Below are 21825 nucleotides of genomic sequence, written 5' to 3'. Positions count from 1 at the left end.
ACTAAAAAAGAACATATGTTCGAAAAGAGATTAAAAGGAGGAGTTAATATGGCAGAATTAAGTAAAGCAAAATTAGCAAATTTAGAAGAGGATTTTCGTTCTTATAAAAGGTTACCTAGTAAAATGGCAGAGGCACTAATAGCTGATGAATGGCATCCTAATGATGTAAATATATGGATGAAAAGTTCTATGTCCCACCCAGAGGAAGAATTAGGAGCTCTATTTCTAAAGGAGAGAAATAGAAGCTACAGGTATTATGCAGCTTTGTATGAAGATATTACGAAGGTATATAACCAATTAAGTGAAGATCTAAAAGAGCTGGTGGATATCTATTTATGGGGAGAATTCAACTATTTGAGTTGGCCTGAAATAGCTAAAGCAACTTACTTTTCTACTGCTGGAATTTATAAGAAACGTTATCGTATTTTAGAAAAATTAGCGATTGAGCGAGGAATTTTGGTAAGAGTAGAATAACGTTTATATCTTTCTACCAATTACATACGTTAAATTGGTAATGTCAAATAGCGCAACAATTCTAAACAACAGAATGGTCCGTTTCCGGAGGTTGTGGACGTTAAATAAAACACGTGGGGGTCTCCCAATGACCAAAAATGTGCGTATCTGAAAATAATTAGTTACAAGTAAACCGCTGCAGAGGGAGTAGGAGGACTAATCATTTGGAATCAGAAAGAATTATTGAAAAGCTGCAAAAACGAGTGGGTAAAGAACAAGCAAGAAAAAATGCATTTCGCCAACGTTTAGCAGAAACACAGCTTTATATTCAACAACTTGAGAACCAACAAAAAGAGCTGACTCAAGAAAAGCAAAAACAGGAAGAGCAGCTTTCAAGGTTGGAGTTGCACTATCGCCAACAACTTTTTATGAGGCAATCAGAAAGAATTTGGCAAGAATTTCAATACAGTTTTACAGAACAGCTGCTATTAACAGACCAATCTCATGAGCTTGCATTGGAAGCTTTAACTACCATGATCGATGACTTAAAAAATCAGCTCGGTCTGTTAATCAGCAACAAATTACCTTTAGAAAAAAAGAAAATGGAGGAATAGAATATGGCAGCATTAGACGGAATCGATGTATTGTGGCGCTATCGCTTTACAGAGGAAGAAGGAAACGAGGCAGCTTGGGGATTGGCTTACACAACAGAAAGCGGCTATTCAAAATCAAAAAGCAGTGAAACGACGATCACAAAAGATGGCACAGTTGTTACACCAGGAGCTGTTGAAACGACTGCATCAGCCACTACGTTATACAAAGTAGGAGATACACGAATTGATGAATTGGAAGAGAAAGGAATTGATGCTGGAAAACGGATGCAATTATGGCGGATTAGCACCAAAGAAGCGGGTACTGGTGAAAATGTTTCTAAATATAAAGCAAAGTATTTTGAAGGCTATCTTACAACCTTTGAACCAACAGATAATGCCGAAGATAAAGTGGAATATTCATTAGAATGGTCAATTGAATCGACCGGAAAAAATGGGTATGCAACATTAGTAATTGATGATAGTGACGGCGGCGACTACGCATTTAAGGACACAGTAAAAGTTGAAGCAGCACCATAATCAAACACTTAGGAGGATCTTTTTGTGGATATTACGGTAAATGAAAAAAACTATCATTTTAAATTTGGGTACGGTTTTTTAGCAAGAATTAACGAAAAATACTCGTTAGATAAAAACGGCATTGAACTGAGACTAGGGATTGGTACCATCATTACTAATCTTATGTTGGGTGATATGCAAACAGCATTTGAAGCACTTCTTATGGCAAATGAGACAGAAAAGCCTAAAATCACGCTGGATTTATTGGATCAGTACTTAAATAACGTTGGTGCTGAAAAACTTATTAATGATGTGATCGAAGAATTAAAAAAGTCGGAGTATACAAAACGCCTAGTCAATCAAACGTTGCAGGAAGCTCAAGGAGCTCTGTAAAACCACGATCATTTCGCGATTACTATGAGGAAGTTCAAATCAACGCCTTGCGTTGTCTGAACTTCTTCCATTTTAAAGATATTGAGCGAATGACGATTGTGGAATATGAACTAAGAATGAAGGCCTTTCGTCTGCAGCAGGTGGATGAACAATATATGATTCATTCACAGGCTTGGGCTAATGCCATGGCCCAAGCAACGAAAAAAGGGAAACCCATTTATACGCGTTTTGATAAGTTTTTTGATTATAAAAAGGCAATTAAACGAGCAACTGAAGAGGTGTCGGTGAAGGAAGCTGATAAGGATCAGTTGCAGGACTTTATTGCAAATTATAATGCGAAAGGAGGGAAATAGATGGATGACATGTATAATTTTGAAATTACACTTTCTAATATGAATAGTTTATTTCAACGAACAGAAGCAGCGAAAGAAGAAAGCGAGCCAGTGCGAGGGATTTTACGAATGGCTTCTAATTTAGCCGATGCAGCAACTGGAAAAATCTCAGGGCGCTCTAGTGCATCGGCAAACGAATTGGAAAATTCTGGTAAAGCCATAAACAGCCTAGGGAAATCGGTTAATTCAAGTGTTGATGAGTTATCAAAGGCTTGGCAAAAGATTTTAAACGGTGTAGATCAAGTCAATCGAGCGTTTGAAACCCTAGGTGAAAATAGCGGTATTTCTAAATTTCTAGAATTAATGAGTAATGTAAAAGCCATTGTTACACCAGTAGAAAAAGCCTTAAGTAAATTTAACGGCGTAGTTGATTCGTCAGTAGGAAAAATAACTGGCTTATTAGGAAGTAAAAAAGAAGATAATGCTAAGTCGGATGGCCAGGATAATTCAGGCTGTAAATGTTCTTCCTCAAGCAGCGGAGAGAAAAAAAGCGGTGGCGCAAATCCAGCAGTGCAGTTGAAGGATGAGGTTGAAAAATCGAAAGGTGCATTTGAAACAATTCAAGGTATTGTAAACGGCATGCTTGGTGGTTTAACCAATGTGTTTGGTCTAGCACTAAAAGTATTAGGCCCAGGAGCAATTTTAGGTGTCGTTTTGGCTGGTTTAGGTTTAGCCAATCAGCAATTTGGCGAGCAGATCTCCAGTATGATTACGATGATTGCTACCAAGGGACCAGAGATCATTAATAGCTTAGTGACTAACATAACGACAGCTTTACCAGCCTTGATCGCTTCGGGGGCGCAAATTTTAACATCGCTAATGGAAGCTATTACTGCCAACATCGAACCCATATTTAATGGAGCGGTGGCAATTATTAGTTCGCTAATCGAAGGAGTGATTGCGGCTTTACCGCAATTAATTCCAGCTGCCTTGCAGATGATTGAAACTTTGGCAATCAGCTTGATTAGCGCAGCACCTCAATTAATGATTCAGGGTTTGAATCTGCTGCTGGCGATTGTACAAGGGATTAGTGAAAACACTGGAAGAATTGTCGAGACCATTGCTAATGTGCTAACTGCTTTTCTTGGCGCTATTACGGAATATTTACCGACAATTTTTTCTAAAGGGGTTGAAATTTTAGGCACATTGATTACCGCAATTGCTAAAACAGTCGTACAGCTGATTCCAGTAGCTGCAAGCATTATTTATCAATTTTTAAGTACTATTGGCGAAAAGTTGGCAGATGTTGTGAATAAAGGGGGCGAGATTGTGGGTTCATTGATTCAAGGACTAATCGACAAGCTGCCCCAAGTTATCGACTCAGGAGTTCAGCTGATCCAGGGATTTATCCAATCAATTGCTGAAAAAATTCCAGCAGTAGGAGAGAAAGCGATGGAAATTGCGTCGAATTTACTTTCTAAAATTTTAGAGGCTGGGCCGAATATGATTGCGGCTGGCAAAGATTTAGTGCGTGGATTTATTGAGGGCATTGGCTCAATGATTGATAGTGTTGTTCGAAAAGCAGGTGAATTAGCTTCTTCGGCTGTTGATAAGGTTAAAGAATTTCTAAGAATAAAATCACCGTCTCGAGTATTTAAAAGGATTGGTGAATATACTGGTCAGGGGTTTGTATTGGGAATGGACAGTATGATTTCTAACGTTGAGAAAACTTCTGAGCAGTTGGCCCAGGCAGCTATTCCCGATATGCAATCGATGGACTATGCGATGAATCAAAGTATGGGAAGTATTGGGGCTAATTTTTCAGCGGAATCAATGAATCAACCAATTATTATCGGCAATGATCAACCAATTTATGTCACGTTGCCAGATGGAAGGATTATTGCTGAAACAACAGCACCCTTTATGCCTAAACTGCTTCAAAAACACCAGGATCGCAGGAACAGTCAATTAGGAAGGAGAGGATAAACCTTGAGTTTATATGAATTTATTGATACAACAGCACCGCAAAAGGAACGACCTCTTCCTTCTGAGGCGTTGAATTTTAATGGGAACTTTCTCGAAAAACTTATTCCCGGATATCGAACATTAAATGTAATCGGACGTGAACTGGCAGCGACAGAAGTTGAAAGCTATCAATTAGGGATTCGTGACGGAAAACGACATGTGTATGCCAGAATTCCGGATCGTGTACTGACAATCAAGTATCAGCTGACGACGTCAAACAATGAATCTTTTCGGGATAAATTCAATCGGCTGAATGTAGCTTTGTTTTCGGAGAAAGATGTAGACATTTGGTTCAATGATGAGCCAGAGATGCGTTGGTCAGGCAGCAAATTGGACGTCGGTGAGGTGCCCGAAGGAGGAAATCAAGTAATTGGCACTTTTACTATTTTACTAAGTGATCCTTATAAATATACTCGTTCAGATGCTACAAGCGTAATGTGGGGTTCTCAGACTATTACTTTCCAAGCAAATTATTTAATGGGAAATACTGGATCTGGAGCCGTAAATATGCCGATTAAGATTGAAGGTGGAGCTTACTGGGGATCCACTATGATCACTTTTCAAAATCGGGCCTACACAATGGGAGATGAAGGCAAAGAAATTAAACCAATTGAAATTTATCCAACCGTTGAGGGATTGAAGGTAAAACCTACCATTACTTTATCAGGAACTGGGCGAGGTGTTTGGATTAAGACTAGGAATGACACCGTTGATTTAGGTGACTTTGACCGTTCAGATGTTGTCATTGATACCAAATTTTTTAATATTACTAGAAATGGACAACCAATGATTCGACCAATGAATGATTTTTATATTTATCCTAACGAACCATTGTACATCCAAGCAAAGGATAGTGATTTCCGCCTAACTATACGCTATCCAAATCGATTCTTATAGGAGGCTGAGCATATGCTTATGGCAATGAATCTCAAGCGAGAGTATACAGCGATCCTTGAGAATGCATTTAATGTTAGTTATGAAAAAATTGAAAATCAGATTGGAAGCATCGAGTTTTCCATGCCGCTGGATGAACCTAAAAATAAGTTTTTACAAGAAATGTTGTGGGTAGAGCTAGTGGATAATGAGAATGAATATATTGGCTTGTATCGGATCATGCCTTCAACGATTCGAAAAGATGCCTCGCAAAATACGATTACCTATACGGCTACCCATGCGTTGTGCACATTACTAGATACGGTCCTCTTTGGTTATCACGAGTGTATAAACAGAAAAACAGCGGATGCGATCAAGTTCATTTTAGCTAAACAAAAGACAAAACATTGGGTATTGAAAAAGTGCGACTTTACGAAGTACTTTTCCTACTCTTGGGAAAATGAGAATGGGTTAGCAGATGCGCTGTTTTCAATTCCAGAGGTCTTTGATGAAGAGTATTTGTGGGAGTGGAATACACAAACATATCCGTTTGAACTCTCTTTGGTTAAGCCTAAGACATCCGCTGTGGCTCGGATTCAAGAAGGCTACAACATGCAAGGCTTTGAAATTGAAAGAGATCCCAATAATTTAGTCAATCGCATTTATCCTCTGGGTTCGGGTGAAGGTGTCAACCAATTAAATATTTCTTCTGTCAACAATGGAATTTATTATATTGAAAACAAAGAAAGTATCGAGAAGCATGGATTAATTGAATATGTTTGGACAGATACTCGTTTTACCCAGGCTCAGTCGTTAAAAGACAGTGCCGAAAGCCTATTAAAAAAATGGCTGGAACCTAAAATTTCATGGACTATTCGAGCGACTGATCTGATGAAGCTAACCGATCAGCCGTTAGCAATTGATCAATTAAGATTGGGCAATACCGTAATGATTAATACCAATGATTTTGGCAGTATTGATTTGCGAATCAAAAAAGAAAGGAAAAATGATGTATTTGGCGCTCCGCAGGATATTGAATTAGAGCTTGGCAATCTAAGCGGAGACATCACAACCACCGTTTCTGATTTGAGTCGGAAGCAGCAGATCAATGAAACTTATTCCCAAGGGGCAACAAATATATTGAGCTACTCTTATCAGGATAATTGTGAATACAACTTTCCAGCGAAAATTGATTTTTATTTAGATGAGGATGTATTTCATATCAATACGGTGGAATTAACCTATAAAACCAAAAAATATCGTGGGTATACGAAAGCTGTTCGTGATGGAGGAGCGAAACCTATCAACAGTGAAGATGGCGGTGCAAAAACGATTAGCAGTAAAAACAATCGAGCAATAACGGTAGCTGCTTCTAACGGTGGTGGAGGAAATTCGACAACCAGTTCTGATGGGGATATCCATATAAACGAAATAACTGGTCAAAGTGGTGGAGGAACGACCAATACTAGTCCTGCTGGTGATCATAATCATTTGGTGCTTCGAGGTGGTAATACTGTCAACCATAAGTGGAAGGATGATGAGACAGCGAATGTTTATAATGCTTCCAATGGCAATAGTCTTTTTGTTGGTGGAAGCGGCTCAGTTAAAGACATTTATACTGCGAGCTCTTCTGGAAATCATTCACACAGTGTGGATTTACCAAGTCACGCCCATAATTTCAGGTTTGATAAAGCTGGGCATACCCACAGCGTTACAATTCCCGCCCACGCTCATAATGTGACGATTCCGGCACATAATCATCAAGTGGATTTACCGGCACATAAACATAAGATAAATCTGCCAAATCACACACATCCATTACAACTAGGAATTTATGAAGCCAATGAGAATGCCAGCAAGGTAGATATTTATGTGGATGGAGAACTACTAAAAGATAGCCATAAATTAGATGAAAATCGATTGGATATTGTAGGAAGTTTGAAAAAAAGCAATGGGAAAATTCTACGGGGCAATCATACAATCGAGATTAGACCCAATAAATTAGCGAGAATAGAAGCGCAAATTACTTGTCGGGTATTTATTCAAAGTCAAATCGGCGGACAGTTTTAGTGAAGTTACAAATTGAATTGAGCTGCTAAAGTGAAGCAGCTTAAAGGAGGAAAAACATATGGCAATTGAACATATTAAAGAGACCGATACCCTTAATCAAGGGCGGCAAAAGATTAACGAAATCATGGACCAGTCCAATCAGTCAGCTCAAAAGGTTGACGACTATTCAAGAACCTTAGAGCAAGGAATCAGAGATGCCAAACAAATTGCAGCCGATGCCGGAGATGATGCCAAACAAATCGCTCAAAATGCCGGAGCAGAGGCAAATGTAAAGGCAGATCAAGCAGTCGCTGATTCAAAAACAGCGGTAGAAACAGCCAATCGTGCGGTAGGTACAGCCAATCAAAATAAGCAAGAGTTTGATACGCTAAGAAATGAGTTTGACGAACTTGTTGCCGAATCTGGCGACAGCAATCCTGAAATTGTCCAAGCTCGTACCGATACAGAAGGAATTAAGCAACCAACCTTACAAGCAAGATTAACCAGAGATTTCGGCAACCGTCTGACTACCGCGGATGCGATCAAAATGTTTTCAGGTTCAGTAAATACCCCTAAGATGATGGATTTTTCAAGTAAAACAGCTGGGAATCTAGCAACGAATCCTCATCAAGGTTATTCAGATTATACGGCTGCCACGTTGAAAAAGCCTGCAGCAGCTTGGAACGAAGTAAATCAGGATGCTTACAACAAAATAGTAGCTCGAGATGATTCAGGATTATCAACAGGCTCAACGCAAAATGGCGTAATTCCGCAGCAACTATTTAAATTTGATGTAGTAAAAGCCATTGAACAGATTGCACCAACAGTATTTAGTGGAAAAAGTGTAGAGGAAAGTATTCAGCTGATAAAAAACAACTTTGTTTCATTTACGCTAGCACTGCGGGGGAAAGCAACTTCACCTAACAATAAAAATCTGAAGGCTGCAATCTATTTGGAATCAACTGACAGTTATTCTACCCAGTTGCAAAGTGCAGCACAAGAATATAATGATTTCACAACAGAAATTAATGATCGCAATTTTATTGATTCTAAAGGAAAAATCAATGTACTTGTTTATTCGGATAGTTCTAATGGTGTAACCTCTTCAAACATTGATATTGATTATGTTGGTGTTCAGATTGTCGTCTCCTTGAATCCATTAGATGTTTTAGAATCAAGCGGTTTTGCCAAATCAGCAGAGGTTACTAATCAATTGAAGCAGCATACTGATGACACAAATAACCCCCATGTTGTGACAAAGAATCAGGTTGGATTAGGAAATGTACCTAATTACGGAGCTGCTACAGATGCGGAAGCTTTGTTAGGAACAGTTAATAATAAGGTGATGACTCCGAAGAATGTGAAGGACACCATTGAGGCTCAATCTGTAATGCTAGAAGGGAATCAAGATGTTAATGGAAAGAAAAATTATACAAAGATGCCCTCTTTTAAAAATGTTGATATGGCGATTCCTTATACTGAAAATAACAGTCCAGATGCTCAAAACGCCTTCCAAACAAATGGGAAAATCTATTTAGGTGGAGAAATTTGGCTGGGATGGTCAAGTGCATCATTGGAAAATGCTGGCGTTTGGAAAACGGGTAATGCTGTACAACTAGGATCCGGGAAATACCCTGCATTACAAGTACCTAGTAATATGAAAAGCGTAATTACTATTTTGGGTTATAATGTTCGGCCTAACTATTATGGCGGGGCAGGCTTTGAATCATTCCAGTTAGTGGCTGATTGTACATTTAATGGCTTTGAGAAGCCTCATGTTTTCTTTATTAAAACATCAAATGATGGAATTAAAAAAATTTTAGTAACAGGAGCTCTCTTGTATAGAGGGGCGCCTCCAGAAAATCCAAAATCTGCGTATTAATAATTTAAACAGTCAACTGAGAAATACTTTAGTTTTGAATCGAGGTGAACACATGGAAAAATATTTAAACGAACTATCTATCATTATCGGTTTGATTGGTGGATTCTTCGTAAATTATCTTGGAGGGATGGATGCTATTTTACATGCACTAATCTTTTTAGTGGTACTTGATTATGTCACTGGACTGATTAAAGCTTGGAAATTGAAAACAATCAACAGTGAAATTGGCTTTGTAGGTTTAATCAAAAAAGTATTACTATTTGCAGTAGTAGCTGTTTCTGTTGAGGTTGAAAAAATTTTAGGAAATACGATTCCTTTACGGGAAATCGTTATTATGTTCTATTTAGCAAATGAAGGAATTTCATTTCTTGAGAATATTTCCGAGTTTATTCCTCTACCGGAAAAGCTGCGAGAAGTTTTTCAACAAATTAGAGATAAAGAAGAAAAAAGGGGCTAAGAGAAGCCCGATTGAATGAAAGGATTAAACTATCCTGAATGATGAGACGGGTCAAAATTAGGATAAAAAATTTAATTTTTAGACTGCTTCATTATCAGGATATTTTTCGCTAAGGAGAATACTATGAACAAAGCAACTAGAACGCATATACGTAATATTCTATGGGATATCAAAACAATCAAAAAAGTATTGAGGAATATTTCAGATGTTACATTGGATCAAAAAAATGTATTTTGGGACTATCCTGTTTCGCATGATTTAAATACTCAGTGGAATATTAATCAATTGGTTTTTCATAAAATGTTTTTGACAATAGTCGAAGAAACTTTATCAAATTCACCAGATCAAATAACTACTATTTTCGAATCGAAGTATCTAAACGGTTATCCAAGTAAAGATAATGCTGTAGTAGCTAGTGATGTCTATTTAAGTGGGTCCACAATTAAAAGGTACGACAATGAATTTCTTCAAGAAATAGCTGTTCGATTGGGTTGGTGATCGGTTTGAGTTTTTGAGTTCAAGGATCAATGGCATTATCGTTTAAAATGTACGTTACAATGCTCCAAAAAATTTAAAAAAAGGAATTCAATAATGAGCACATCATCATTGAATTCCTTCTTAAGTATATCAGTCTTTTTTATCCTTGATACTCAACCTTTTTAAGTTCTTTATCTGCTGATAAATATGGATCGATTTCTGCTAAGAATTTTTTTAAATGATCTGTAGCATTATGTTTATCAATGGCCGCCTGATCACGCCAATTTTCAATAATCATGAATTGATTTCTGTTATCCAGACTTTCTAGGCAATCATAGAACAGTGCACCTTCATCTTGCCGAGATTTGTTGACTAAATCTTCTACAAACACCAAAAATTCTTCTCTTTTTTCTTCTTTTACTTTTAGTAATACATTAATAATAATCATTATTTTCTCCTTTAAGCTTTTTTATGGCAAACAGCTTCAATATTGTAACCATCTGGATCAATCACAAAAGCACCATAGTAATTTTCATGATAGTGGGGACGAAGACCTGGAGCTCCGTTGGTTTCACCACCAGCATTCAAAGCTGCTTGGTAAAAAGCGTCAACATATTCACGAGTATTTGCACTGAAAGCAACATGGGTTTTGCTAGGTTCACTTTTAACAATCCAAAGATCGCCACCATCTTTAGCACCAAAGCAAACACCGTTTTCCATTTCTACTTTTACTTCGTAACCTAATGGTTTTAAAGTTTTCTGGTAAAAAGTTTTGCTTTTGCTCAAATCTGAAACGCCTAAACTCAAATGATCGATCATACAAGAACCTTCCTTCTTTATTGATTAAAAATAGTATAGCAAATATTAAGCATTTATGGAGAGCAAATCAGGATGTTTACTAGTTTTTGACAGAAAAAATACATACGTTATTATTTGTTCGTGTTACTCGTCTTTTCTAATGGAATCAGAGTGATGGTCTCCGTTTCCTGGGGCTCTTCTGAAGTGAAGACCACATTTTCTCCATCTAATTTCACCCGGTAATCATTATCTAATTCTAATTCTTCATTTTTTAGATGGATTGTTTCTTCTTCTAATTGATAGGCTACGTGGAACGCCATATTTTCAATCAGTTCCTTACCTAATTCTTCCCCAGCTTGTTCCCACTCGTTAGATGCATCAGTGGGTGTTTCTGGAGTGTCGATAGTAAGAACCATTTCCTTGTCATTAAAGGATGCAATAAATTTTATATCTTCCTCTTGCTCGTGTGTTTCCATTACCCAATCATGGGCTTTCAGGTCGTTCACCGTGACCGACTTTCCACAAGCGGATAGCGTGAGACACATTAGGATACCCCACATTCCCACAAACAACTTTTTCATAAGAAACCTCCTTTCAATAATTTTAGCAAAAAAAGAGAACGTTTTCAAAAATTACTGAAAGTGACAATTTTAACGCTAAGATGACAAAAATGTTCATACTATTTCTTAGATTTCTATGGTTGTCTTACAGAAAAGAATAGCTACTAATTCTTCCTATCTTTAAATAAATGGATAAAAAAATTTCTTTTTAAAATCATACCGCTGACATTTTTCAAAAGATTTGCAGGGACGAAAAATCCAACTTTCAAAAACATGATAAAATAAACTAGATCTATAATTCAGAAAAACATACTCTGCCATTCAGACGAAAAAGATCATCAAACCGATTTTTTTCCTATTAGAGTAAGTCGGTCTGAGATACGTTCCTTTAATGAAAAAAGGAACTGTAAAAAAATTGACACAATAGGTAATGGCATACAGTAAATTCTTTATTTTTAACTTTATTAAACCAAAGCATAAAATGTAAATTGACTTGACCTTTCCGTTACGTAAAGGTGTAAATTAACTACATGGAGGTGAATACAGTGATTTACACAGTTAAGCAATTGGCTGATTTATCTGGAGTTAGTCCTCGAACGCTACGCTATTATGATGAAATTAATTTGTTGAAGCCTGCAGAAGTTAATCTAGCAGGGTATCGTTTATACAAACAAACAGAAGTTGATCGTTTGCAGCAGATCCTAGTCTACCGTTCAATGGGGCTGCCACTAAAAGAGATTCGACAAATTTTGGATCAACCAGAATTTAAAATTGAAACCGCACTTCATAAGCAGCAAACGCAATTGCTGAAAAGACGCCAAGAAATTGATGAGTTGCTCTTATTAGTTGATCAAACCTTGGCTCATTATAAAGGAGAGCAGAAAATGACAAATGAAGAAAAATTTGAGTTGTTTAAACAGCAATCATGGCAGGAAAACGAAGAGCAGTATGGAGAAGAGCTGCTTGAAAAATATGGAGAGGATGTAGTGAAAAAAGCGGCCAAAAAATGGTCAGCGATGTCCCAAACAGATTTTCAAACGAAAGAAGAAACGGAACAAGAATTGTTAAGAAAGTTGAAGAAATATGGTCAACAACCGGAACTCCCTAGTGATTTAGCCAAACAAGTCTTCTTACTACACAAAAAGTGGTTGCAGTATAGTTGGCAAGAATATTCTTCCCAAGCCCATCGTGGAGTCGCTGAAATGTATATACTGGATGAACGATTCACGGAATACTATGAAATACGTGTTGGCAAGAACGCAGCCAACTGGTTAAGAGACATTATCAAATTTTATGCGTAACATTCGGTGAATATAGGCATTTCTGTTATAGTGTTAGCGAAAGGAAGCGAGCATGATGCCTAAAAAAATACCAGCAACTGATACTCAGGATTACATTGAACAGTCACCTGCTGAGGCTCAAGATATTCTATCTCAATTAGTGAGTCTTTTACGGAAAACTCAACCAGTTGAAGAAACAATTAAATGGGGACTGCCTTTTTTCTTATACAATGAAATGCGGGCCAATATAGCTGCTTACAAAGCGCACGTGAGTGTCAGCTTCTCTGAGGATTTGACACCTGAACAAGTAAAGGAAGCGAAAGATTTGGGTTACGCTACTGGGCAAAAGAGATTAAACATTCGATTTGACCAGTCAGTTCCTGAGCCTCTAATTAAAAAAATTATTGCCAAAAAGTAGAAGTGCTATGAAAGATACACTTCTACTTTTTTTCGATCTTTTACGGGTAAATTTTTTACCACTAACTGATAAGAAAGACGAATCATATTTTCAATTTCTTCATCACTTAATTGGGTGGTAGCTAAGTTAATGGTGTTCCAGTGTTTTTTATTAGTATGATAGCCAGGAGTAATATCGGAATAAAGTTCTCGCAGTTCCTCATTCTTTTCGGGTAAGCCTTTAAGGGTGATAGTAGCAGATTCACTAACTTCTTGGGTCATTAGACCAAACATTTTGCCATAAAGATCGAAATATAAAATTTCCCAATCCAGACGATAATAAACCTTCGCCTTGGGGAGTTCGTTACCAAAATCTTGAAAATGGGCAATGCGTTTTTCGATACGGTTAAGATTCTTCATTTACATAGGCCTCCTTAAGATTAATGAACGCTGGGCTTCACTTGCTAAATCAGCGTTCGTTTGAATAATTTCTTTAAGCAGCATTTCGCTTTGTGGAAAGGAAGAAAAGCAAATAACTAGTTTCCATTGAAGCAAGGGCTCATAAATACTTTCCTCCCAAAGTGTTTGAAGTTCGTTAAAGTAATTATCAGATGCTTCATTAGGGTGATAAAAAATAAGCAGACCAATCGCATCGATCAATTCACTTAATGCGGGCATGTCTAACTGATTCAACTGTTCAAACAACGTAGGTAAAATACTTGTCGACATGTTACCTAATGAACGAGCAATCAAATCGCGGGGCAGTGGGAAAGATTTTTTAGCTGAAGGTGTATTCAACGGTTGCTGATGTTGGTTACTTCCAATCTTTCCTAGATAAGGCAGCATTTGTTTAGCTGTTTCTACCGTTCCAGTTTCCAGCTTGCGCATCATTTCTAAACGGCAGTACAGTTTTCTTTCTTTAGAGACTACTTCTAATAATTTAGCAGATGAATCAACGGTAAGTGGGATCAAACGAGCAGCAGCGCTGCGTTCTAGCGACTGTTCTGAATCCAAAAGTACCATTAACATTTCAAAAGAACATTTTCTAAAATTTATCAGATCGTCCTCTTCTAACCAGCCTCTTGTTTGAAGCTGCTTTTTGCTACTTTTCATAAAAAAATCTCCTTTTTTTGAGTATAGCATTAAATAAAGATATAGTGAACGAACTCTCAAACAAGTAAAACATTTGTGCTTTTTTTCACAAATTCATTGCTTTCTTTTTTTTAATATGCTAAAGTATGGAAAAGGAGATGTGATAACATGAGAAAAACTGTTGCCAATCCAATCGAACTGAGAGATGCCATTCGTTGTGAAAAGAAAGAGATTGCACTGACTAGTGGGTTTGCTAATATGATGCGTCCTTTTGCTGAATTCCAACAAAGAAATAAAAAGGAAGTCAATATCAGCGAGGTAACTGAAGCGGTTGATTTACCAGCAAGTGTAGTACTTGCATTCGATTCAAAAACAATGGCCAAATTATTCAAAACCTATCAAGTAGTGGTGAATGAAGATACCGCTAGAGGAGTGGAATTGGAATACGTCCATGTTTAATTTTTTTCTAGCATTTTGTGAAAAAATTATCAAAGGCGGTTTGTAAAGCATTCATGTATGCTTTTACGGACGGTCTTTTTTTATTTTGAACTTATTACTTAGTGATCATTTTGTTTATAGGCAACGCAAATTTAGGATAATTATTTCAAATATAAATGGTAAAAGGATGAGAAAATCTGCTAAGATAAATCTAGAAGAAAGAAACTCTCATTCTTTCTTTGTCTGCTTATGAGAGTAAGCAATGTTTTCCCCTAAGGCACTCTATCGCAGGAGTGTCTTTTTTGATTGAGCTAATTTTTTTCTTTTTTAGAGATCAGTCGATACAATAGAAGGGAGCTGTAAGAAGTCTAATTTGTGCAGCATAAAAGGGGGAAATCCAATGCCTTGGAATATGAAAGACTATCCAGCGTCTATGAAAAATTTGGAAAAGGTAACACGCAAAAAAGCAATTGATATTGGTAATGCACTTTTAGCTGACGGATATCCAGAAGAACGTGCAATTCCAATTGCGATTAGTCAAGCGGAAAAATGGTACACAGATGCTTCTGAGAAGGAACTACGTCAAGTAGAAAATGCTAAGAATCCACAGAAAAATGATACGCATGAAACCAATCCTAATACAAAAAAACTAATTAATGCAACTGTATTAGTCAAATATCAGGAAGATCAATGGGAAGTCATTTCGGACGGTGCAAAACGTGCCAGCGAACGGTTTGCTAAAAAATCAGAAGCTATCCAACGAGGGAAAGATATAGCTGAAAATAAAGAATCTGAACTGAGAATTTTTAAACGTGACGGGACACTACAAGAAACGCGAAACTTTAAGAATGAGTAGAGAAACCGCGAGAAGGAATGCAATTGATTCCTCCTCACGATTTTTTTATGAAATGAAATGTGTTTGCTGAAATTTTTCTATATCAATCATAATTCGCGTTTTTCCTAACACAGCGTATTTAGCTGCGACGAATTGTTTCCGAACATTGAACTGACCAACAACGGTGATTTGCATACCATCTTCTACGTCAGCAAGGAAATTTAAACTATGTTTAGCGATTAAACAATGATGATCATCTAGCTGGAAATATACGAGAGGGTAATCAGAGAACTTTATTACTTTCAAATGGCTGACTGTTCCTTTTAATGTATTCATCCTAATCACTCCTTATTTCTACCACTGGGAAAAGCAAGGCAAGTTTCTTTCGTGCGAACCCCTTTAAAGACAAGTTCATCATTTGAACGTTCGAACAAAAAGTAACTATCCTGATTTTGCTTTGTACGTTTGGCCGCTACTTTAAAATAATCTCGTTGCTCTTCGTCCATTTTTTCAACAATGTTGCTAAGAAATAGGGCTAAAGGAACGGATTCTTGAACAATAGAATAATAAGCTTGATAAAAAGTTGAAACAGAATTTGCACTGATCATAGACATTATCATCACCTCACTGCTATTATACGAACATACGTTCTAAAAGTAAAGTAGATTTCCTCAAAAAAAAGAAGCTTCTTAGCTTCTTAAGAATGACGCATTTTTAACCGTAAACGTGCGATTGCTTTTTGAGCATCCTCTTTAGTTACGGTGTTTTGAGCTAAAATACCAGTCTCTTTTCCTTGATTGCTTTTGTAAAAAGGCAATACCTCAGTTAGGTAATTATTTGTAACCACAAAATTCTCGGCATCACAAACGCTCATGGCAACAAAGGGAAGCTTATTTTTTCCTACTTCATTAATTAAATTAGCGTAATCAACATGATTATTGCCAAATCCATTGCAAGACAAAATAGCTCCATCAGCTTTTAAGGAACAAAGAAGCTGAGCAGTTCGGTTGCTAGCTAATATTTTTGTTGGCGTGTCATCAGCACTTCCCATGATAATCACTCCCAGTAAATCGATCTCAGCATCTTCAGCTAAAAGTTCGACAAAGGGATCACGATAATGGTGTAAAGTTGTTTCTTTCATACTTGCACCTAAACCCATGTCGCCGTCTCCTTAATCCATTGCTCGAATAATACCATCACGGTATTCGTTTGGTGTTACTAATTGGGGCATACACCCCATATCAATGATTGATTTACTTCCTTGAAAACCGGCTGGTTCGGTAGGAAATAATCGTGTATCGTAAATAGCACCCTGCCCCGAAACCTCTTTAACTAAAACAACTTGCTTTGCATTAGGACGGAGGTGATCGTCAAACACATGTTTTTCAGTATAGACCTGTGGGTCAAAAGCACGCAACTGTTGTCGAAAAACGGCACAAAACTGATCGCACGCTAAATGTGCAGCATCAGGTCCAGCTCGCGACACCCAGGCATCTGCTTTCAAGACCACATTAAAGGAAATCAGGAAATCCTCATCCGCCGGAGTTCCGGCTCTTCCCCAAGCAACTTGCTCCGTCAAAATACCTTCTGACCCGCCACCATTGCAAATTTGGCGGCCGTTTGTATCCACTCCAGTCAATAAAACATATACTCCAGTTAATGTATGAGTAATCCCCTCACCTAGACTTCCTAATGCTTTAGCCGAAAGAGGGATAACATCCATGATGGTGTTCGTGAATTGGTTACGATTATCTGGAGGAATTATTTTGATAGTAATTGCTTCGATTAAAGGATGATCGAAAAATAGTAATTTTGGTGATAGAGTTAGGCTCCCGGTTTCAAGGACTAAATTTTTTTCACCTAACTGGACGTTATTTATATGATAACTCTTGATCGTTAATGTAGTCATCTCATTGTCGCCTTTCCATATGTAAAGTTTCTCAAAATTAACAATTCTGGGTTTTGTCCAATAAAGAATTCACCCAGTATTCTTTGTTAATCTGTTCAACATAAATATCAAAATCATGAGAAGCTTCCATTTGATCAGTAATATTTTTAGTAATGCCATGAATTAAATAGAAACGTTGACTATTATCAATTTGAATCGTTTCAGAAACTGCCGGAATAGAAGAAAATTCCGCCAAAAAAGTTTTTCGGGTAATCAAATCGTGTAAACAAACTTTATGCATAACAAACTCCTTTATTCAAACGGTGAACTTATGTTGATTATAGCACAGGAAATAAAGGAGTTCTGTAAGAATAATGAGATTTGTTCATTGCAAAATGACAAAATAGGGGAGAGCAGATGGTATAAACAGCCAGAAATTTGATTTGGAATTAGAAGCTTCTAAGAAGAGCAGTAAAGAAGTGTGTGACGGAAGCGGACAGCTCCTAAACTAGCTTTTCGTTATTCAGCTTGTTTTTCAAGAAGCTGTTCCAGCCACACTATTTACCCGTTTTTCAGTACCTGTGATATAAAAATATCACAGGACTCAATTTGAAATCTTTTCGTACATATCATTTGAATGTTTAAAATAGATTTCGGCATTTTTTCTCTTAAGACTCCTTTTTGCGAATTCTAAGTCTTGTTGGGTCCAAATCGTTGCTGGAGCACCTTCTATAAGTTCAGCGACATAGAAAAATGAGCCACAAGATACTAAATAAGGTGTCATTGTATGGACGCTGAGACTTTTGGTAACACAAGTGAATCGCAACTCTTCAGGAGAATCAAACGGGGGAATGTCGTTTAGTAGGGGAATCTTAATAAAGAGCATTTTTTCACTTCTTTCTCAATCACTAAACCTATTAAATTCACCTAAAAAAGGATAGTCAAGCCTGACTACCCCAGTACATTGACTCGTCTAATTGAGCTAGACAGTGTCATAATATCAGATTGTAATTTAGTTCACAAGAGAAGCACTCAAAGACCGCAAAAATAGTTTTTTTTAAAAGGGATTGACCATGAAGCATGCGTAAACAAATTAAAGGACCTGAGAAAGATAGTAATAGTTGTAAACAAATTAATTATCTGTAATCTGCAGGTTCTAAAAGTCATGGTCAATCTAACAAGAATTATAGCATACTAAAATTGCCAGGAAAAGATAACATTTAACGAGTGACTAAAATTATTACAAAAAGCTAGGTAACCTTTAGGATAGAAGAAACACATCTTGATTAGAGTGATTTTAATTCAATAAAAAAACCGATCACTAAACGTGACCGGAAAAAATGGGGTAGTTGGGATATGTGCTACATCTTCAATTTACCATCATCTGTCTAAAACGACAAAAAATATGCCCACGAAAGCATCAAAAATTTAGAGCCTAAAAATTATCTGATTAGGTTATTTAGTGAATAACTTTAAGAATGATCTCGAATTTTAAAGGAAGCATTTCATTCTTCACACAAAAAAGCTTCAGCGGAATTTACCCAACTAAAGCTTCACTTGTGAATTATAATGTGGATGCCAGGAGTTGAACCTGGACCTCTTTCTTAAATGCAGACTACTTCATTGAACGAGTGAAACACCGTGTTCATCCACAAACATAGTATAATAAAAAGAATGGCAGCTTTTATTTCAAGCCGATCCTTTTAAGCTTTTTTTAAAGCTTGAGCTTCCTCAGCAAACTCTTTAGCAATCATCCAGCCGTAAGTTTCGGTAATAGCTGCTGCAGTAGTGGCATTAACAATCGTACCAGCAACTGGAATTTTACCAGCGACGAAACGGGCAGTCATCTTTCCAGCTTGCTGAGCAATGAATTGCGTTGCCAAGGCTTTTGCAGCACCGTCTTCAATTTTTTTATTAAAAATCTTGCCTAAAGCAATAATCATAGCTGTTTGAACAGGAATTAAGGCGGCCGCATCGGAGATAGGCAATTGAGCCATCCCTCCACCAATGGCGGCTGCGGTAGAAGAAGCCGTGTGAATAACTAAATGAGTTCTTTTTCGTTGTTTTCTATCCATTGCAAAGCTTCCTTTCAGAAAATTTGGTCATATCTTAGCATTCATAGAGAGGAAGAGCAATAAAATGAGCCTCTCCCAAAGAGTACTTTAGCAAAATTATGCTATAATTAAGAAAAGGGAGGCGGTTACAATATTTGGAAATTATGAGACAATTTTAGTAGCTGTAGACGGATCAAAACAAGCCGAAAAAGCCTTTAAAGAAGCCATTACAATCGCTTTAGCTAACCAAGCATCATTGTTTATCGCTTGGATTATCAATGAAGAGGATCTTAGTAACAGTGCCTTTTCGTATTCGAAAATTCTTTATGAAGAAAAAGAAATGGTCGAAAAGGAGATAGCGAAAAAAATTAATGAAGCACAACAAGCACAAGTAAAAGAAGTAACGAGTGTGATCGAAATTGGGAACCCCAAAGAGTACCTTGCTACAATTATTCCTGAAAGTCAGTCGATTGATTTAATTGTTATGGGGCCAACAGGTAAAGGAGCGATTCGACGAGCTTTAGTGGGATCAACAACTTCCTTCGTTGTAAATAATGCTTCTTGTAGTGTCTTAGTTGTGAAATAAGGTGATAATGTGAAGGAGTATCGCAAAATTTTAGTTCTAGTAGATGGGTCGGATTTGGCTGAAAAAGCTTTTTTAGAAGCTTCTCAAATTGCTAAACGCAATCAGGCACAACTGCTGTTGTTAACAGTAATTGATGTGACTAGTTTTCGAGGGACTGCCAGTGTTAATTCGATTGAAATTACAAAAGAACTGCAAAAAAAAGCGCAGCAAATGATTACTAAACTGAAAGAAAAAGTAGATTTTCCGTTGGAGACACAGATTGCTGCTGGAAATCCCAAATTGGAAATTATTAAGGCGGCAGAAGATTTTGATAGCGACCTGATCGTGATGGGAGCAACGGGACTAAATAGATTAGGTCAGTGGATGTTGGGATCTACAACGGGATATGTAGTCAACCACTCTTCTTGCAATGTCATGGTAATTAAATAGAGAGTAACCCTCAAACGTTAGATTTCTAGTCTGCATTTGAGGGTCCTTTTTACAGAAACTCAGTTTTTTTCTTCTAAAGTCATTACTAATTCTTCTCCGGTATCATACACGTATAGACGGCTAGGGAAGGAGACGTGCTCATAAGCCTGTATGTAAGGTGCAGTCACGCTATCGGAAAAGTAAGGTTCACTTTGTGAATGGACCACACTTAAAGTTTTATTGGGATTTTTAAAAAAGTTAAAGCGTTGTGGTGAGCTTAAGGGCAATCCTTTATGAGGACGCATGAAAATCATATGCCACAATTCATTTTGCATTTGTTCAGGTAATTGCTCAGCGGATACCTCGCTGCGTCGTTTTTTATTCGGTTCAAACATAACAGTCATTCCTTTCTAGTTTTTATAATAGCAGTTTTTCTGAGAAAGGAAACTATTTGAGTAAGAAATAATCATTTTAACGGCTTTTTTTTCAAGGTCATGGTATGGTTAGATTGATGAAAGAAGGGATTCACATGACATACGCAATTTTTTTTAATCCGAATGCTGGAGATGGGGAGGCAGAAAAAACAGCGCACAAACTTAAGGAAAAATTGAAGGCTGCCAATAAGCAAGCAGAATTTTTAACGGCACCTGATCCAGAGGCAGCTATCAAAAAAATCAAGGAGCACTTATCCGATTATGAGGCGATAGTAGCAATTGGTGGAGATGGGACCTTGAATATCGTTGCTACCGCATTTGTACAGGCGGATCAAACGGTGCCTTTTGGAATTATTCCTGGAGGGACAGTTAATAATTTTGCTAAACGATGGCACATTCCGATGGATTTAGAACAAGCGATGGATGTGATTGTTAAAGGACACACACGAAAAGTGGGAATTGGAGCATGTGATGAGCACAAAAAAGCGATTGTCAGCTCATTTGCTTTTGGTACCTTTGCGGATATCTCCAATGAAGTACGGCAGCAGGAAAAACAAAAATTTGGTTTAATTGTCTATCCATTGAAGGCGTTGAAACAATTTGGTAAGAAAAGATCCTACAAGGTAAGTATTGAGGCCGATTCTTACAAAAAAAATTTAAAAGTTTGGTTTGCTTTAATTACCACCACCCACTCAATTGGCGGTATGAACTACGTTCAGGATGGATCAGAGTCATTTCACGTCAGTATGCTGCATAATATGACATTCTTAAAGCTGTTTCAGTTAGCTCGTTTTGTTTTTACCGGCAAATTGAAAAATACAGAAAGCTTGCTTTATCTGGAACCAAAAAAGCTGAAACTTACACCTTTAGGAAAACAGGATATTGTTGCACGGATTGATGGGGACAAGGGTCCAACTTTGCCAGTTGAGTTGGATTGGCTGGATAAGTTTCTCACTCTTTACGTGCCCGAACCAAAGGAAAACAGTTAAATTTAAAGGAGGATTCT

At 37.3% G+C, this 21825-nt stretch carries 30 protein-coding genes; 18 read left to right on the top strand and 12 right to left on the bottom strand.

The window, feature by feature from the left end; translation table 11 throughout:
* Positions 1–48 precede the first annotated feature (48 nt).
* From IGI46_RS22675 to IGI46_RS22625, 11 genes are all read left to right on the top strand, one after another.
* A complete protein-coding gene (locus IGI46_RS22675; RefSeq protein ID WP_429965602.1) occupies positions 49–474 on the top strand; it encodes a transcriptional regulator in 426 nt (141 codons plus the stop codon).
* Between the two features lie 203 nt (positions 475–677).
* Positions 678–1067 carry a hypothetical protein gene (locus IGI46_RS22670; protein ID WP_429965603.1) on the top strand — a complete coding sequence of 130 codons (390 nt, stop codon included), beginning with the start codon at positions 678–680 and terminating at the stop codon, positions 1065–1067.
* 3 nt (positions 1068–1070) lie between these two features.
* Positions 1071–1583 carry a phage major tail protein, TP901-1 family gene (locus IGI46_RS22665; protein ID WP_429965604.1) on the top strand — a complete coding sequence of 171 codons (513 nt, stop codon included), beginning with the start codon at positions 1071–1073 and terminating at the stop codon, positions 1581–1583.
* A 24-nt stretch (positions 1584–1607) separates the two neighbouring features.
* Positions 1608–1955 (top strand): tail assembly chaperone, encoded by a 348-nt coding sequence (locus IGI46_RS22660; protein WP_429965605.1) that lies wholly within the window; start codon positions 1608–1610, stop codon positions 1953–1955.
* 89 nt (positions 1956–2044) lie between these two features.
* Positions 2045–2308, top strand: coding sequence for a hypothetical protein (locus IGI46_RS22655; RefSeq protein ID WP_429965606.1), 264 nt, complete (start codon positions 2045–2047; stop codon positions 2306–2308).
* The gene (locus IGI46_RS22650) at positions 2309–4273 is read left to right on the top strand and encodes a phage tail protein (RefSeq protein ID WP_429974338.1); all 1965 of its coding nucleotides are present in this window, start codon (positions 2309–2311) and stop codon (positions 4271–4273) included.
* A 3-nt stretch (positions 4274–4276) separates the two neighbouring features.
* Entirely contained in the window at positions 4277–5209 is a 933-nt protein-coding gene (locus IGI46_RS22645) for a distal tail protein Dit (RefSeq protein WP_429974337.1), read from the top strand.
* A 12-nt stretch (positions 5210–5221) separates the two neighbouring features.
* Complete coding sequence (locus IGI46_RS22640; protein WP_429965609.1) at positions 5222–7255, top strand: phage tail spike protein; 2034 nt, start codon at positions 5222–5224, stop codon at positions 7253–7255.
* A gap of 58 nt (positions 7256–7313) precedes the next feature.
* The gene (locus IGI46_RS22635; RefSeq protein ID WP_429965610.1) at positions 7314–9116 is read left to right on the top strand and encodes a hypothetical protein; all 1803 of its coding nucleotides are present in this window, start codon (positions 7314–7316) and stop codon (positions 9114–9116) included.
* A gap of 52 nt (positions 9117–9168) precedes the next feature.
* Positions 9169–9573, top strand: a complete 405-nt coding sequence (locus tag IGI46_RS22630; RefSeq protein WP_207702745.1) for a phage holin family protein — start codon at positions 9169–9171, stop codon at positions 9571–9573.
* A 123-nt stretch (positions 9574–9696) separates the two neighbouring features.
* Positions 9697–10071: a transcriptional regulator gene (locus IGI46_RS22625; protein WP_429965611.1), complete on the top strand. Its 375-nt coding sequence runs from the start codon at positions 9697–9699 to the stop codon at positions 10069–10071.
* Positions 10072–10210: 139 nt separating this feature from the next.
* Here IGI46_RS22625 and IGI46_RS22620 read toward each other — a convergent pair whose 3' ends face one another.
* From IGI46_RS22620 to IGI46_RS22610, 3 genes are all read right to left on the bottom strand, one after another.
* Positions 10211–10498 carry a putative quinol monooxygenase gene (locus IGI46_RS22620; RefSeq protein WP_207702747.1) on the bottom strand — a complete coding sequence of 96 codons (288 nt, stop codon included), beginning with the start codon at positions 10496–10498 and terminating at the stop codon, positions 10211–10213.
* A gap of 11 nt (positions 10499–10509) precedes the next feature.
* On the bottom strand, positions 10510–10869 hold the full coding sequence (locus IGI46_RS22615; RefSeq protein WP_429965612.1) for a VOC family protein: 360 nt from the start codon (positions 10867–10869) through the stop codon (positions 10510–10512).
* A 110-nt stretch (positions 10870–10979) separates the two neighbouring features.
* The gene (locus tag IGI46_RS22610; RefSeq protein WP_207702749.1) at positions 10980–11429 is read right to left on the bottom strand and encodes a hypothetical protein; all 450 of its coding nucleotides are present in this window, start codon (positions 11427–11429) and stop codon (positions 10980–10982) included.
* A 524-nt stretch (positions 11430–11953) separates the two neighbouring features.
* On the opposite strand from IGI46_RS22610, the gene IGI46_RS22605 reads away from it, so the two are divergent.
* Together IGI46_RS22605 and IGI46_RS22600 are read left to right on the top strand one after the other, a co-directional pair.
* On the top strand, positions 11954–12709 hold the full coding sequence (locus tag IGI46_RS22605) for a MerR family transcriptional regulator (protein ID WP_429965614.1): 756 nt from the start codon (positions 11954–11956) through the stop codon (positions 12707–12709).
* Positions 12710–12764: 55 nt separating this feature from the next.
* Positions 12765–13106: a DUF1801 domain-containing protein gene (locus IGI46_RS22600; RefSeq protein ID WP_429965615.1), complete on the top strand. Its 342-nt coding sequence runs from the start codon at positions 12765–12767 to the stop codon at positions 13104–13106.
* A gap of 5 nt (positions 13107–13111) precedes the next feature.
* Here IGI46_RS22600 and IGI46_RS22595 read toward each other — a convergent pair whose 3' ends face one another.
* Both IGI46_RS22595 and IGI46_RS22590 read right to left on the bottom strand, forming a co-directional pair.
* Complete coding sequence (locus IGI46_RS22595) at positions 13112–13504, bottom strand: MmcQ/YjbR family DNA-binding protein (RefSeq protein ID WP_429965616.1); 393 nt, start codon at positions 13502–13504, stop codon at positions 13112–13114.
* Positions 13505–14197, bottom strand: coding sequence for a hypothetical protein (locus IGI46_RS22590; RefSeq protein WP_429965617.1), 693 nt, complete (start codon positions 14195–14197; stop codon positions 13505–13507). It abuts the gene before it with no gap.
* A 147-nt stretch (positions 14198–14344) separates the two neighbouring features.
* On the opposite strand from IGI46_RS22590, the gene IGI46_RS22585 reads away from it, so the two are divergent.
* Both IGI46_RS22585 and IGI46_RS22580 read left to right on the top strand, forming a co-directional pair.
* Positions 14345–14635 (top strand): hypothetical protein, encoded by a 291-nt coding sequence (locus tag IGI46_RS22585; RefSeq protein WP_429965618.1) that lies wholly within the window; start codon positions 14345–14347, stop codon positions 14633–14635.
* 379 nt (positions 14636–15014) lie between these two features.
* Positions 15015–15470: a DUF2188 domain-containing protein gene (locus IGI46_RS22580; RefSeq protein ID WP_429965619.1), complete on the top strand. Its 456-nt coding sequence runs from the start codon at positions 15015–15017 to the stop codon at positions 15468–15470.
* A 45-nt stretch (positions 15471–15515) separates the two neighbouring features.
* On the opposite strand, the gene IGI46_RS22575 is transcribed toward IGI46_RS22580, so the two are convergent.
* The 6 genes from IGI46_RS22575 to IGI46_RS22550 all read right to left on the bottom strand — a co-directional run bounded on the left by IGI46_RS22575 (position 15516) and on the right by IGI46_RS22550 (position 19412).
* Positions 15516–15785: a hypothetical protein gene (locus tag IGI46_RS22575; protein WP_429965620.1), complete on the bottom strand. Its 270-nt coding sequence runs from the start codon at positions 15783–15785 to the stop codon at positions 15516–15518.
* A gap of 5 nt (positions 15786–15790) precedes the next feature.
* Complete coding sequence (locus IGI46_RS22570; RefSeq protein WP_429965621.1) at positions 15791–16063, bottom strand: DUF5960 family protein; 273 nt, start codon at positions 16061–16063, stop codon at positions 15791–15793.
* A gap of 83 nt (positions 16064–16146) precedes the next feature.
* A complete protein-coding gene (locus IGI46_RS22565) occupies positions 16147–16608 on the bottom strand; it encodes a glycine/sarcosine/betaine reductase component B subunit (RefSeq protein ID WP_207702758.1) in 462 nt (153 codons plus the stop codon).
* A gap of 12 nt (positions 16609–16620) precedes the next feature.
* Positions 16621–17358 carry a proline reductase cluster protein PrdD gene (prdD, locus tag IGI46_RS22560; protein WP_429965622.1) on the bottom strand — a complete coding sequence of 246 codons (738 nt, stop codon included), beginning with the start codon at positions 17356–17358 and terminating at the stop codon, positions 16621–16623.
* Between the two features lie 37 nt (positions 17359–17395).
* Positions 17396–17638: a hypothetical protein gene (locus tag IGI46_RS22555; RefSeq protein ID WP_207702760.1), complete on the bottom strand. Its 243-nt coding sequence runs from the start codon at positions 17636–17638 to the stop codon at positions 17396–17398.
* Positions 17639–19040: 1402 nt separating this feature from the next.
* Positions 19041–19412: a hypothetical protein gene (locus IGI46_RS22550; RefSeq protein WP_429965623.1), complete on the bottom strand. Its 372-nt coding sequence runs from the start codon at positions 19410–19412 to the stop codon at positions 19041–19043.
* Positions 19413–19542: 130 nt separating this feature from the next.
* On the opposite strand from IGI46_RS22550, the gene IGI46_RS22545 reads away from it, so the two are divergent.
* Together IGI46_RS22545 and IGI46_RS22540 are read left to right on the top strand one after the other, a co-directional pair.
* The gene (locus tag IGI46_RS22545; RefSeq protein WP_429966083.1) at positions 19543–19977 is read left to right on the top strand and encodes a universal stress protein; all 435 of its coding nucleotides are present in this window, start codon (positions 19543–19545) and stop codon (positions 19975–19977) included.
* A gap of 9 nt (positions 19978–19986) precedes the next feature.
* Complete coding sequence (locus IGI46_RS22540) at positions 19987–20406, top strand: universal stress protein (RefSeq protein WP_429965624.1); 420 nt, start codon at positions 19987–19989, stop codon at positions 20404–20406.
* Positions 20407–20465: 59 nt separating this feature from the next.
* Here IGI46_RS22540 and IGI46_RS22535 read toward each other — a convergent pair whose 3' ends face one another.
* A complete protein-coding gene (locus tag IGI46_RS22535; RefSeq protein ID WP_207702763.1) occupies positions 20466–20780 on the bottom strand; it encodes a DUF960 family protein in 315 nt (104 codons plus the stop codon).
* A 134-nt stretch (positions 20781–20914) separates the two neighbouring features.
* Here IGI46_RS22535 and IGI46_RS22530 point away from each other — a divergent pair, with 134 nt between their 5' ends.
* On the top strand, positions 20915–21808 hold the full coding sequence (locus tag IGI46_RS22530; protein WP_429965625.1) for a diacylglycerol/lipid kinase family protein: 894 nt from the start codon (positions 20915–20917) through the stop codon (positions 21806–21808).
* Positions 21809–21825: the final 17 nt, after the last annotated feature.

The sequence above is a fragment of the Enterococcus sp. AZ163 genome, assembly GCF_050498925.1.
Lineage (GTDB): Bacteria > Bacillota > Bacilli > Lactobacillales > Enterococcaceae > Enterococcus_A > Enterococcus_A ferrettii.
The sequence above is the reverse complement of the archived record's forward strand: the minus strand, read 5'-3'. Positions and strand labels throughout refer to the sequence as shown.

What these genes read in the sequence shown, in the direction of transcription:
- IGI46_RS22675 (WP_429965602.1), top strand. Translation starts at nt 49, where the DNA reads ATGGCAGAATTAAGTAAAGCAAAATTAGCAAATTTAGAAGAGGATTTT.
- IGI46_RS22665 (WP_429965604.1), top strand. Translation starts at nt 1,071, where the DNA reads ATGGCAGCATTAGACGGAATCGATGTATTGTGGCGCTATCGCTTTACA.
- IGI46_RS22655 (WP_429965606.1), top strand. Translation starts at nt 2,045, where the DNA reads ATGACGATTGTGGAATATGAACTAAGAATGAAGGCCTTTCGTCTGCAG.
- IGI46_RS22650 (WP_429974338.1), top strand. Translation starts at nt 2,309, where the DNA reads ATGGATGACATGTATAATTTTGAAATTACACTTTCTAATATGAATAGT.
- IGI46_RS22640 (WP_429965609.1), top strand. Translation starts at nt 5,222, where the DNA reads ATGCTTATGGCAATGAATCTCAAGCGAGAGTATACAGCGATCCTTGAG.
- IGI46_RS22635 (WP_429965610.1), top strand. Translation starts at nt 7,314, where the DNA reads ATGGCAATTGAACATATTAAAGAGACCGATACCCTTAATCAAGGGCGG.
- IGI46_RS22630 (WP_207702745.1), top strand. Translation starts at nt 9,169, where the DNA reads ATGGAAAAATATTTAAACGAACTATCTATCATTATCGGTTTGATTGGT.
- IGI46_RS22625 (WP_429965611.1), top strand. Translation starts at nt 9,697, where the DNA reads ATGAACAAAGCAACTAGAACGCATATACGTAATATTCTATGGGATATC.
- IGI46_RS22620 (WP_207702747.1), bottom strand. Translation starts at nt 10,498, where the DNA reads ATGATTATTATTAATGTATTACTAAAAGTAAAAGAAGAAAAAAGAGAA.
- IGI46_RS22615 (WP_429965612.1), bottom strand. Translation starts at nt 10,869, where the DNA reads ATGATCGATCATTTGAGTTTAGGCGTTTCAGATTTGAGCAAAAGCAAA.
- IGI46_RS22610 (WP_207702749.1), bottom strand. Translation starts at nt 11,429, where the DNA reads ATGAAAAAGTTGTTTGTGGGAATGTGGGGTATCCTAATGTGTCTCACG.
- IGI46_RS22600 (WP_429965615.1), top strand. Translation starts at nt 12,765, where the DNA reads ATGCCTAAAAAAATACCAGCAACTGATACTCAGGATTACATTGAACAG.
- IGI46_RS22595 (WP_429965616.1), bottom strand. Translation starts at nt 13,504, where the DNA reads ATGAAGAATCTTAACCGTATCGAAAAACGCATTGCCCATTTTCAAGAT.
- IGI46_RS22590 (WP_429965617.1), bottom strand. Translation starts at nt 14,197, where the DNA reads ATGAAAAGTAGCAAAAAGCAGCTTCAAACAAGAGGCTGGTTAGAAGAG.
- IGI46_RS22585 (WP_429965618.1), top strand. Translation starts at nt 14,345, where the DNA reads ATGAGAAAAACTGTTGCCAATCCAATCGAACTGAGAGATGCCATTCGT.
- IGI46_RS22580 (WP_429965619.1), top strand. Translation starts at nt 15,015, where the DNA reads ATGCCTTGGAATATGAAAGACTATCCAGCGTCTATGAAAAATTTGGAA.
- IGI46_RS22575 (WP_429965620.1), bottom strand. Translation starts at nt 15,785, where the DNA reads ATGAATACATTAAAAGGAACAGTCAGCCATTTGAAAGTAATAAAGTTC.
- IGI46_RS22570 (WP_429965621.1), bottom strand. Translation starts at nt 16,063, where the DNA reads ATGTCTATGATCAGTGCAAATTCTGTTTCAACTTTTTATCAAGCTTAT.
- IGI46_RS22565 (WP_207702758.1), bottom strand. Translation starts at nt 16,608, where the DNA reads ATGGGTTTAGGTGCAAGTATGAAAGAAACAACTTTACACCATTATCGT.
- prdD (WP_429965622.1), bottom strand. Translation starts at nt 17,358, where the DNA reads ATGACTACATTAACGATCAAGAGTTATCATATAAATAACGTCCAGTTA.
- IGI46_RS22555 (WP_207702760.1), bottom strand. Translation starts at nt 17,638, where the DNA reads ATGCATAAAGTTTGTTTACACGATTTGATTACCCGAAAAACTTTTTTG.
- IGI46_RS22550 (WP_429965623.1), bottom strand. Translation starts at nt 19,412, where the DNA reads ATGGATAGAAAACAACGAAAAAGAACTCATTTAGTTATTCACACGGCT.
- IGI46_RS22535 (WP_207702763.1), bottom strand. Translation starts at nt 20,780, where the DNA reads ATGTTTGAACCGAATAAAAAACGACGCAGCGAGGTATCCGCTGAGCAA.
- IGI46_RS22530 (WP_429965625.1), top strand. Translation starts at nt 20,915, where the DNA reads ATGACATACGCAATTTTTTTTAATCCGAATGCTGGAGATGGGGAGGCA.